This is a genomic window from Cupriavidus sp. 01L46, from assembly GCF_056399905.1.
In genome coordinates this window covers 1-9577 of the sequence record NZ_JBFTSF010000250.1, presented here as the reverse complement: position 1 = coordinate 9577, position 9577 = coordinate 1, and the positions used below count along the sequence as shown (strand labels likewise).

11 protein-coding genes and 1 pseudogene are annotated in these 9577 nt (G+C 68.2%); 10 read left to right on the top strand and 2 right to left on the bottom strand.

Annotation, left to right across the window (positions count from 1 at the left end; all coding sequences use genetic code 11):
• Both AC1DS3_RS29980 and AC1DS3_RS29975 read left to right on the top strand, forming a co-directional pair.
• Positions 1-402: PilZ domain-containing protein (locus AC1DS3_RS29980; RefSeq protein ID WP_477128539.1), on the top strand; the 402-nt coding region annotated here is incomplete at its 5' end.
• Between the two features lie 24 nt (positions 403-426).
• Positions 427-942: a hypothetical protein gene (locus AC1DS3_RS29975; protein ID WP_441638784.1), complete on the top strand. Its 516-nt coding sequence runs from the start codon at positions 427-429 to the stop codon at positions 940-942.
• 44 nt (positions 943-986) lie between these two features.
• Here AC1DS3_RS29975 and AC1DS3_RS29970 read toward each other — a convergent pair whose 3' ends face one another.
• Positions 987-1766, bottom strand: coding sequence for an IclR family transcriptional regulator (locus AC1DS3_RS29970; protein WP_441638782.1), 780 nt, complete (start codon positions 1764-1766; stop codon positions 987-989).
• A gap of 326 nt (positions 1767-2092) precedes the next feature.
• Between AC1DS3_RS29970 and AC1DS3_RS29965 the strand changes: the two genes are divergently transcribed.
• The 4 genes from AC1DS3_RS29965 to AC1DS3_RS29950 all read left to right on the top strand — a co-directional run bounded on the left by AC1DS3_RS29965 (position 2093) and on the right by AC1DS3_RS29950 (position 5009).
• Positions 2093-3199 (top strand): S-(hydroxymethyl)glutathione dehydrogenase/class III alcohol dehydrogenase, encoded by a 1107-nt coding sequence (locus AC1DS3_RS29965; protein ID WP_477128538.1) that lies wholly within the window; start codon positions 2093-2095, stop codon positions 3197-3199.
• 8 nt (positions 3200-3207) lie between these two features.
• Positions 3208-4059, top strand: a complete 852-nt coding sequence (gene fghA / locus AC1DS3_RS29960; RefSeq protein WP_441638779.1) for an S-formylglutathione hydrolase — start codon at positions 3208-3210, stop codon at positions 4057-4059.
• A complete protein-coding gene (locus AC1DS3_RS29955) occupies positions 4056-4484 on the top strand; it encodes a VOC family protein (RefSeq protein WP_441638777.1) in 429 nt (142 codons plus the stop codon). The genes fghA and AC1DS3_RS29955 overlap by 4 nt, the downstream gene beginning before the upstream one ends.
• A gap of 105 nt (positions 4485-4589) precedes the next feature.
• A complete protein-coding gene (locus AC1DS3_RS29950; RefSeq protein ID WP_441638775.1) occupies positions 4590-5009 on the top strand; it encodes a hypothetical protein in 420 nt (139 codons plus the stop codon).
• 8 nt (positions 5010-5017) lie between these two features.
• Here the strand turns inward: AC1DS3_RS29950 and AC1DS3_RS29945 are convergent, their stop codons facing one another.
• Positions 5018-6016, bottom strand: coding sequence for a GlxA family transcriptional regulator (locus AC1DS3_RS29945; RefSeq protein WP_441638773.1), 999 nt, complete (start codon positions 6014-6016; stop codon positions 5018-5020).
• Between the two features lie 209 nt (positions 6017-6225).
• Between AC1DS3_RS29945 and AC1DS3_RS29940 the strand changes: the two genes are divergently transcribed.
• The 4 genes and pseudogenes from AC1DS3_RS29940 to AC1DS3_RS29925 all read left to right on the top strand — a co-directional run.
• Complete coding sequence (locus AC1DS3_RS29940; RefSeq protein WP_477128537.1) at positions 6226-7290, top strand: ABC transporter substrate-binding protein; 1065 nt, start codon at positions 6226-6228, stop codon at positions 7288-7290.
• Positions 7271-8305 carry an ABC transporter permease gene (locus AC1DS3_RS29935; protein WP_441638769.1) on the top strand — a complete coding sequence of 345 codons (1035 nt, stop codon included), beginning with the start codon at positions 7271-7273 and terminating at the stop codon, positions 8303-8305. The genes AC1DS3_RS29940 and AC1DS3_RS29935 overlap by 20 nt, the downstream gene beginning before the upstream one ends.
• Positions 8299-9129: an ABC transporter ATP-binding protein gene (locus AC1DS3_RS29930; protein WP_441638767.1), complete on the top strand. Its 831-nt coding sequence runs from the start codon at positions 8299-8301 to the stop codon at positions 9127-9129. The genes AC1DS3_RS29935 and AC1DS3_RS29930 overlap by 7 nt, the downstream gene beginning before the upstream one ends.
• A gap of 3 nt (positions 9130-9132) precedes the next feature.
• Positions 9133-9577 (top strand): annotated as a pseudogene (locus AC1DS3_RS29925) (ABC transporter substrate-binding protein); the annotation flags it as partial.

Sequence of the window (9577 nt, the reverse complement as noted above, 5' to 3'; positions counted from 1 at the left end):
GCCCTGGGCGCGGCGAAGCGCTGCGTGTTCGCCGGCGCTACTGCATTCGCCCTGCCGCTCCCGGAGAGGCTGTCCCAGGTGCAGCGGCGTCGCGACTACCGGGCAGAGACGCTGGACTACAACTACACGTTCGAGACCGGGTTGCCCGACGGCACCACGCTCATCCTGGACATTGCCGACTTATCGGCTTCCGGCGTGGGACTGCGCTCGCGCACGCCGGGGACCACGATGCTGGCCGCCGGGACGGTGCTCCCCAGAGGCATCCTCAGCTTCGGCACGCTGGCCAGGCTCGAGGTCAGCGTGCGCGTAGTGCGTTACCAACTGGTGAACACAGCCGATGATGTGGTACACCACTACGGCTGCGAATTCGTCGCGTTCGATCAGGCTGCCTTGCTCGCCTGAGCCCCCCCTTTCTCGGAGCCATCCATGTCCCACCCGCATCGCGTCATCGGCGCCCTGCTGCTTTCGATGTTCTCGCTGACGGCAACGGCACGCGACTCGCTGTGCACGAAGGACGAACAAGTTGCGTTCTCCTGTACCGTCAAGGGCAACAAGCTTGTGTCGCTCTGCGCCTCGCCGGACCTGTCCAAGACCAAGGGGTATGTGCAGTACCGCTTTGGCAAGAAGGGCGCCGTCGAACTTGCGTACCCGAAACTCACGGATGATCCGCGCAAGCACTTCCGCTGGGGTGTCACGGCATACTCCGGCGGCGGCACCGATTACTTCAGGTTCTCCAACGGAGGCTACGACTATGTGGTCTATGCCGGCAGCGGCAAGGGCTGGGAGAAGGAAGGGCTGGTCGTGGAGAAAGACCAGAAGCGCATCGCCAGCCTGCCTTGTCGTGATGGCGGGCTCGGCCCCGACAACTGGGCGGTGATGTATTCCGCAGGCTTGCCGGAACTGGACCAGGGCAAGCCCGCGGAACAGTTCGACATGCCTTGAGGCGCGGCTGGCTCAGAGACGCACCTCAGCGACGCACTATTGCACTATTCTCCTAGCGCGCGGCGCGCCCACGCACCCGTGATGCGCCGCGCCTCCTCCTTTAGCCGGCGCGCCATCTTCGCCTCGCGAGACAGGATCCGCTCGCTCAGTGCCGCCACGCTCAACGCGCCCAGCGGGCGGCCTTCGTAGTCAAGCAGCGGCACGGCGATGCCGCCCATCTTGTCGACCACCCAATCCAGGAACAAGGCATGGCCGCGCGCACGGGCGGCCTCGATCTGCTCGCCGATCACCTCGGCCGTGAGGCGCGGGTAACGTGCGCACTGCGCCTTGCCTAGCCGGGTCCGCGCGGTGCGCTCGGCTTCCGGCATCCAGGCGAGCACCGCCAGGCTGCCTGCGCCCACCCCGAGCGGGCGGCGTGTGCCGATCTCGACATAGTTGGCGCGGATCGGGAACGTGCCCAGCTCGATATCCGCCACCACCGATTCGCCCCGGCTGGCCAGGGTCAGCACGGCGGTATCCTCGAACTCCTCCACCAGCCGCTCCAGGCTCGGCCGCGCCAGCGCGCGCAGGTCGACCCGGCGCTGGGCCACGTCGGCCAGCTGAAAAATCTCCGGGCCGATGCCAAAGCGCCGGCTGGCATCGCGGGTGACAAAGCCTTCGGCCACCAGCAACTCCAGCAGGCGCGACGCGGTAGCCGGGTCCAGCCCGGTGGCACGCGCCACGTCGGACAAGCGGCGCACTTGCGGGTCGGACAGGGCACGCAGGATCCAGAGGGCGCGTTGCACTGGCGAGGCGCGGGAGGTGCGCTCGGCTTCGTGACTCATGTCCGGTCCTTGCGGGTGATGGGCGAGGCGGACAGGCAATATGGCAAGGACATTGAACCTGGGCGGCGCCGCGTGGGTGGAACGGGCATTTAAGCCGCAGCCGCCGGCCCGGTCAACCAAGCCGGCCAGCCAACCCACGTTTTTGGCCAAACAGGGGGCGCCCAGGGCCAAATCGGCCGCTTCGGGCATCCGTGGCCAGCCGGATCGACGTATAGTCTCTGCTGACAAGAGACGCCGCGCCCGGGCTTGTACCGCGCGGCGCCGCCTTATGTCCCCAGATATCGGGCGGGCGCCCTGGCTGCCAGCCACTACCAAGGAAAACCATCATGAAGACCAAAGCCGCCATCGCCTGGAAAGCCGGCGCCCCGCTGACCGTGGAAGAAGTGGACCTGGACGGCCCGCGCGCCGGCGAAGTGCTGGTGGAGATCAAGGCCACGGGTATTTGCCATACCGACTACTACACACTGTCCGGCGCCGACCCGGAGGGCATCTTCCCGGCCATCCTGGGCCACGAAGGCGCCGGCATCGTCACCGACGTGGGCCCGGGCGTGACCTCGCTCAAGCCGGGCGACCACGTGATCCCCCTCTACACGCCGGAATGCCGCCAGTRCAAGTTCTGCCTGTCGCGCAAGACCAACCTTTGCCAGGCCATTCGCTCGACCCAGGGCAAGGGCCTGATGCCCGACGGCACCTCGCGCTTTTCCATCGATGGCAAGCCGATCTTCCATTACATGGGCACCTCCACCTTTGCCAACCACATCGTGGTGCCTGAGATCGCGCTGGCCAAGATCCGCCCGGATGCGCCGTTCGACAAGGTTTGCTACATCGGCTGCGGCGTGACCACCGGCGTGGGCGCGGTGCTGTTTACCGCCAAGGTGGAAGCCGGCGCGAACGTGGTGGTGTTCGGCCTCGGCGGCATCGGCCTGAACGTGATCCAGGCGGCCAAGATGGTGGGCGCGGACAAGATCATCGGCGTGGACCTGAACCCGGGCCGCGAAGCCATGGCGCGCAAGTTCGGCATGACGCATTTCATCAACCCGAACGAAGTCGAGAACGTGGTGGACCATATCGTGCAGCTGACCGATGGCGGCGCCGACTACTCGTTCGAATGCATCGGCAACACCAAGGTCATGCGCCAGGCGCTGGAGTGTTGTCACAAGGGCTGGGGCAAGTCCATCATCATCGGCGTGGCCGAGGCCGGCGCGGAAATCTCCACCCGTCCGTTCCAGCTGGTGACCGGGCGCGAATGGAAGGGCTCGGCCTTCGGCGGCGCGCGCGGGCGCACCGATGTGCCCAAGATCGTCGACTGGTACATGGAGGGCAAGCTCAACATCGACGACCTGATCACMCACACCTTGCCGCTGGAGCGCATCAACGAAGGCTTCGACCTGATGAAGCGCGGCGAGTCGATCCGCTCGGTAGTGCTGTACTGAGGCCGGCCATGCTCGAGCTTCTCTCCGAGCACGGCTGCTTCGGCGGCGTGCAGCGCTTCTATCGCCACGCATCGGCCACCATCGGCCTGCCGATGCGGTTCTCGGTGTTCCTGCCCGCGCAGGCGCTGGTCCAGCCCGAGCTGCGCCTGCCCGCGCTGTTCTACCTGGCCGGCCTGACCTGTACCGACGAAACCTTCATGATCAAGGCCGGCGCCCAGCGCTATGCCGCCGAGCACGGCCTGATCCTGGTGGCGCCGGATACCAGCCCGCGCGACACCGGCATTGCCGGCGAGGCCGAGTCGTGGGATTTCGGCGTGGGGGCGGGCTTCTACCTGGACGCCACGCAGGCGCCGTGGAGCCAGTACTGGCGCATGGAAAGCTACGTGACGCAGGAACTGTTCGACCTGGTCACCACGGTGCTGCCGGCCGATGCGCAGCGCGTCGGCATCTTCGGCCACTCGATGGGCGGGCACGGCGCCCTGGTGCTGGCGCAGCGTCACCCCGGGCGCTTGCGCTCGGTGTCGGCGTTTGCGCCAATCGCCGCGCCCATGCGTTGCCCCTGGGGTGAGAAAGCATTCAGCCGCTACCTGGGCGAGGACCGCGCCAGCTGGGTGCAGTACGATGCCTCGGCGCTGATGGCGCGCCAGGCAAAGGCGCCCTTCCCCCGCGGCATCCTGGTCGACCAGGGCCTGGCCGACAAATTCCTCGCCGAGCAGTTGTATCCGGAGGTCTTCGAAGCCGCGTGCGCCGCCGTTGGGCAGCCGCTGCTGCTGCGCCGGCACGAGGGCTACGATCACGGCTACTACTTCATCTCCACCTTGATGGAAAACCATATCCGGCACCACGCAGCGCAGCTTTGAACTACACACGGCGCGGCGCCGATGGCAGCGTGCTGACCCAACACGACACCCATACCATGAGCAACCTGTCCGCCATCGAACTCAAGGCCTTCGTGCCTGCCCGCGATTTCGCGCTCTCCAAGCAGTTCTACCAGGACCTGGGTTTCGTCATGCCGTGGAGCGACGACAGCCTGGCCTACCTGCACCACGGATCGTGCAGCTTCATGCTGCAGAATTTCTACGTGCGGGACCTGGCCGAGAACCTGATGATGCACCTGCTGGTGGAGGACGTCGGGGCTTGGTGGGACAAGGTCAACGCGCAGGACCTCGCCGGGCGCTACGGCGTGAGGCTGGTGCCGCCGCAGGACCAGCCGTGGAAGATGCGGGATTTCGTGCTGCTGGACCCATCCGGGGTACTGTGGCGTATCGGGCAGAACCTGGAGTAGAACCGCCTCGCTTTGGGCAGGCGGCGCCGCTTGGTAATACGTTGAAACAAGCCGGTGGCCGCTGAAACGGAATCCGCCGGGCGCCGCGTTGCCCGCTGGCACGCCATGCTGCTAGCATCCCCCGGGAACGCGACCACCCCGAAGGCCATCACGATGCGCCGCAGCGCCCGCACTCTCCGCCTGATTCCCGTGGCGGCCTCGTTACTGCTCTCCTGCGCCGCCTTTGCGCAAGGCTCGCCCGCCGGCGGCGACGAAGCCATGAACGCGATCCAGAGCAACTTCGCGCGCATGACGCCTTCGCCGCGCACGGTGGACAGCATCAACCAGGAGTTGCGGCAGAACCACGCCGCGCCGGTCGGGACCAGCGCGCGTGGCGGCGGCCGCGGCCGGGGGCGCCAGCGCTCGCAAGACAGCACGCAGAACGGCACCGGTGGCACGGGCGCCGATACGCCGGCGAGCCAGGATCCGGGCCTTCACGCCAACGCGCCCTCCGCCGCCACATCGCCCGCCACAGGCAACCCGTAAGTGCCGCGCTATGGCTGCACGGCCCCAAACCGCTCGCGGTACTCGCGCGGCGTGATACCTAGCTGACGCAGGAACGCGCGCCGCAGCCCTTCATCCGACCCAAAGCCGGTGCGCGCGGCAATAGCCTTGAGCGGCAGCTCTCCTTGCTCCAGCAGCCGCCGCGCCCCTTCGATGCGCGCCGACTCGATGAACGCCATCGGGCTGGCACCCGCCTCCCGCGCAAACACGCGCCGGAAATTGCGCTCGCTCATCGCCACCCGCCCCGCCATTTCCTCCAGCGTGAAATCGTGTGCCAGGTTGGACAGGATCCAGTCCTGCACCCCGCGAATGCCGGCATGGCTGGTCGCCTGGCTGGCCAGGTGAAGGCTGTACTGCGATTGCCCGCCCGGGCGCTTGAGGTAGACCACCAGCTCGCGCGCCAGGTATAGGGCCAGGTCCCGGCCGAGATCCTCTTCCACCACGGCCAGCGCCAGGTCGATGCCGGCGGTCACCCCGGCGGACGTCCACAGGTTGCCCTGGCGGATGAAGATGGCATCCGCATCCACCTCCACGGCCGGAAAGCGCTGGCGCAGCAGCGTGGCCACGCTCCAGTGCGTGGTGGCGCGGCGCCCGTCCAGCACGCCCGCCGCCGCCAGGAAGAAGGTGCCCGAACACAGCGCAATCAATCGTCCGATGCGTGGCGCCACCGCGCGTGCCCACGGCACGATGCCTTCGGCATCGCCCATGGCCCGCTCGATGTCGCGCGCGCCGACAATCACCGCGATATCCGGCAGCAGCACGGGATCGAGCCGCGCCGTGGCCTCCAGCGTCATCAGCGTGTCCGAGCGCACCGGGCCGGCCTCCAGCGCCACCACCCGCGTGGCATAGGCCGGTGGCTGCCCGAGCTGGGCCAGCCGCACATTGGCGTAGTCGAACACCGTCATCGGGCCGATCGCCTCCATGGCCTTGAAGCCGGGATACACCACGATATCCACCCGCCTTGGGGCGGTGACTGCCTGCGCTTGCATCGATCTGACCGGAGCGGAAAGCGGCGATCTTAACCCAGCGGACTGCCGGCCACCGCCTCCGTACAAGCATATGCAGCAGCCGCATTAGTCGCTGGGCGTGCAAGCTTGTGCCAACAAATTCGTTCTATTGCAGTGAACCTGTTCTTAGCATGGTGCATATCGTCCACATCCCACCACATCGGGCATACCGCTGCCTAACGAGGAGTGTCATGCATCAAGAGCCAGAGCAACCGTTGGCCGACCACCGTCCCGCGTCCGCGGACAACCCGCGCAGCACCACCGCCCTGAGCCGCCGCGGCTGGCTACAKGCAGCCGGCACGCTGGCCGTGGCCAGCGGCATCGCGCCCTTTGTCTGGACGTCCCGGGCCAGCGCCGCCGGGCAGCTCAAGCCGATCAAGCTGGCCTGGAACGCCAGCGGCGTGTGCCTGGCGCCGGTCGCCGCCGCGGTGAAGGAAGGCATCTTCCGCAACCATGGGCTGGAGGTGGAGCTGATCAACTTCGGCGGCTCCACCGACCAGTTGCTGGAAGCCATCGCCACCAAGAAGGCCGACGCGGGCGTGGGCATGGCGCTGCGCTGGCTCAAGCCGCTGGAGCAGGGTTTTGACGTGAAGCTGACCGCCGCCACCCACGGCGGCTGCATGCGGCTGCTCACCCTGCGCAATTCCGGCGTGACCGACCTGAAGAGCCTCAAGGGCAAGACGGTGGCGGTCAGCGACATGGCCAGCCCGGCCAAGAATTTCTTCTCCATCCTGCTGGCCAAGCGCGGCATCGACCCGGTGCGCGACGTGCAGTGGCGCCAGTACCCGGCGGACCTGCTCGGCATCGCGCTGGAAAAAGGCGAGGCCCAGGCCGCCGCCGATGGCGATCCGCGCACCTACCTGCTGCGCAAGGAACGCAGCCTGGTCGAGGTGGCCACCAACCTGTCGGATGAATACGCCAACCGCTCCTGCTGCGTGCTGGGGATCCGCGGCAGCCTGCTGCGCGAGGACAAGCCGGCCGCCGCCGCGCTCACGCACGCCGTGCTGCAGGCGCAGGACTGGACGGTAGCCCACCCGGAAGAAACCGCCCGGCATTTCGCCGAGTTCGCCAAGGTACCGCAGGCCGATGTGGTGGCCATGCTCAAGAGCCACACCCATGGCCACCATCCGGTCGGCGCGGACCTGAAGAAGGAACTGGCGCAGTACACGGACGAGCTCAAGCTGGTGTCGGTCATCCGGCCGGGCACCGATTCCAACAAATTCGCGGAGCGCATCTATGCCAACGTTCTCGGCTGAAGGGCAACACGGCGCGCATGGCTTGCAGGATGCGCACGATGATTTCCTGGCCGTGCCCGCGCCCGCCGTGCCGCGCGTCTGGCTGGGTGGCGCGCTGGCCGCGGCGGCCTGGCTGAGCGTGGCGGCCATCGTCAAGTTCTGGCCGGAGCCGGAGGACTGGCCGCTGACCCATGAGACCGCCTCGCTGTTCGCGGGCATTGCCGCGGTGCTGCTGGTGCTGGCCTTCGTGCAGCACCGGCTGGGCGGCATTGGCGCCTCGTTGCGCCGCGCCGGGCCATGGCTGCTGGTGCTGGCGGTGCTGACCTTCATCTGGGAAGTGGTGACCGCCAAGCTCGGGCTGTTGCCGCGCCCGTTCTTCGCGCCACCGCAGGCGCTTGTCGAAGTCTTTGTCGAGGACTATGCGCGGCTGGCAGAGGCGGTGGCGCATTCGTTGCGCCTGCTGGCCACCGGCTACCTGCTGGGCGCGCTGGCGGGCTTCCTGACCGGCGTGTCCATCGGCTGGTCGACCCGCGCGGGCTACTGGGTCCATCCAGTGCTGCGCCTGTTGGGCCCGCTGCCGGCCACGGCCTGGCTGCCGATCGTGTTCTTCGCCTTTCCCAGCAGCGCCAGCGCCGCCACCTTCCTGGTGGCGCTGGCCACGTGGTTCCCGGTCACGGTACTGACCTGGTCCGGCGTGGCGGCGGTCGACCCGGCGTACTACGACGTGGCGCGCACGCTCGGCGCCAAGGAGCGTTTCCTGGTGCTCAAGGTGGCGGTGCCCGCGGCGCTGCCCAGCGTGTTCGTTGGCTTGTTCATGGGCCTTGGCGCGTCGTTCTCGGTGCTGGTGGTGGCCGAGATGCTGGGCGTCAAGTCCGGGCTGGGCTGGTATCTGCAATGGGCCCAGGGCTGGGCCGCCTACGCCAGCATGTACGGCGCGCTGCTGGTCATGGCGATCATCTTCTCGGGGCTCATCACGCTGCTGTTCCGCTCGCGGGATCGCCTGCTGGCATGGCAAAAAGGAGTGGTCAAATGGTAAGCGCCGTGCTCGACAAACCCGCCCAGGCCCAACCTGCGCAAGCCGCTACCGGCAGGGCCAGCGCCAGCAACGGCGTGCGCCTGGCGATCGACCAGGTGAGCCACCATTTCACGCTGCGCGACCAGGTGTTGCCGGTGCTCAGCCGCGTCAGCCTGACGGCCGATCCGGGCGAATTCGTGGCCCTGCTCGGGCCCAGCGGCTGCGGCAAGTCCACCCTGCTGCGGCTCGTTGCCGGGCTGGAGCCGCCGCGGCGCGGCACGCTGGCAGTGGATGGCGTGCCAATCAGCGGGCCGGACCCCAGCCGGGTGGTGGTGTTCCAGGACCCGACGCTGTATCCGTGGCGCACCGTATGGGACAACGCCGCGCTGGGCCTGGAGGCTCGCGGCTTGCTCGGCAGCCAGCGCGAGCGCGTGGACGATGCGCTGGCGCGCGTCGGCCTGACCGAGTTCGCGCGGGCCTATCCGCGCCAGTTGTCCGGCGGCATGGCGCAACGCGCCGCGCTGGCGCGTGCGCTGGTCAACGAGCCGCGCTTGCTGATCCTCGACGAACCGCTGGGCAAGCTCGATTCCCTCACACGCCTGAGCATGCAAGGCGAACTGGTTTCGCTGTGGCAGCGCTCGCGCTTTACCGCGCTGCTGGTCACCCACGACGTGGAAGAAGCGCTGCTGCTGGCAACCCGCGTGATCGTGTTCAGCGAACGCCCCGCCCGCATCACGGCGGAAATCAAGATCGATCGCGATTACCCGCGCCACCGCGACGATCCCGAGCTGATCCGGCTGCGCCGCGAGATCCTGGGCCTGCTGGGGCTGGGCCAGGGATGGTAAACCATGCCCGATGAGCTCTGGCATCTGAACGGCAGAGGGTGGCTGGGCCCGCATGCGGTGCAAGCGCGCGATCCAGCGCGCGCCCTGCCCCGCATACCGCCGGCAGCGCTGCGTGCTGCGCGGCGCGCGGCAGGCGCCATGGCGCTGGCCGCCAGCGCCATGGCCRTGCCGCTTTGGCTGTTCACGGGGGCACCCTGGCAAGCCCAACCGGCCGAGCCCGGCCCGCTGCTCCTGCAGGCTCGGGCGCGCGGCGAGCTGGTGGTGGGCGTGCACGCCTATCCGCGCCCCACGCCACCGGGCCAGCCCCTGGTCGCGGAGCCCGACCCGGGCGAGGCCGCGCTGGCCGCCGAGCTCGGCCGCGCACTGGGCGTGCCGGTGAGGCTGCGTCATCTGCCTGTTGCGGGCTTCGGCAAGAGCGCCAACGCGGATGTCGACCTCGCCTTCGGCG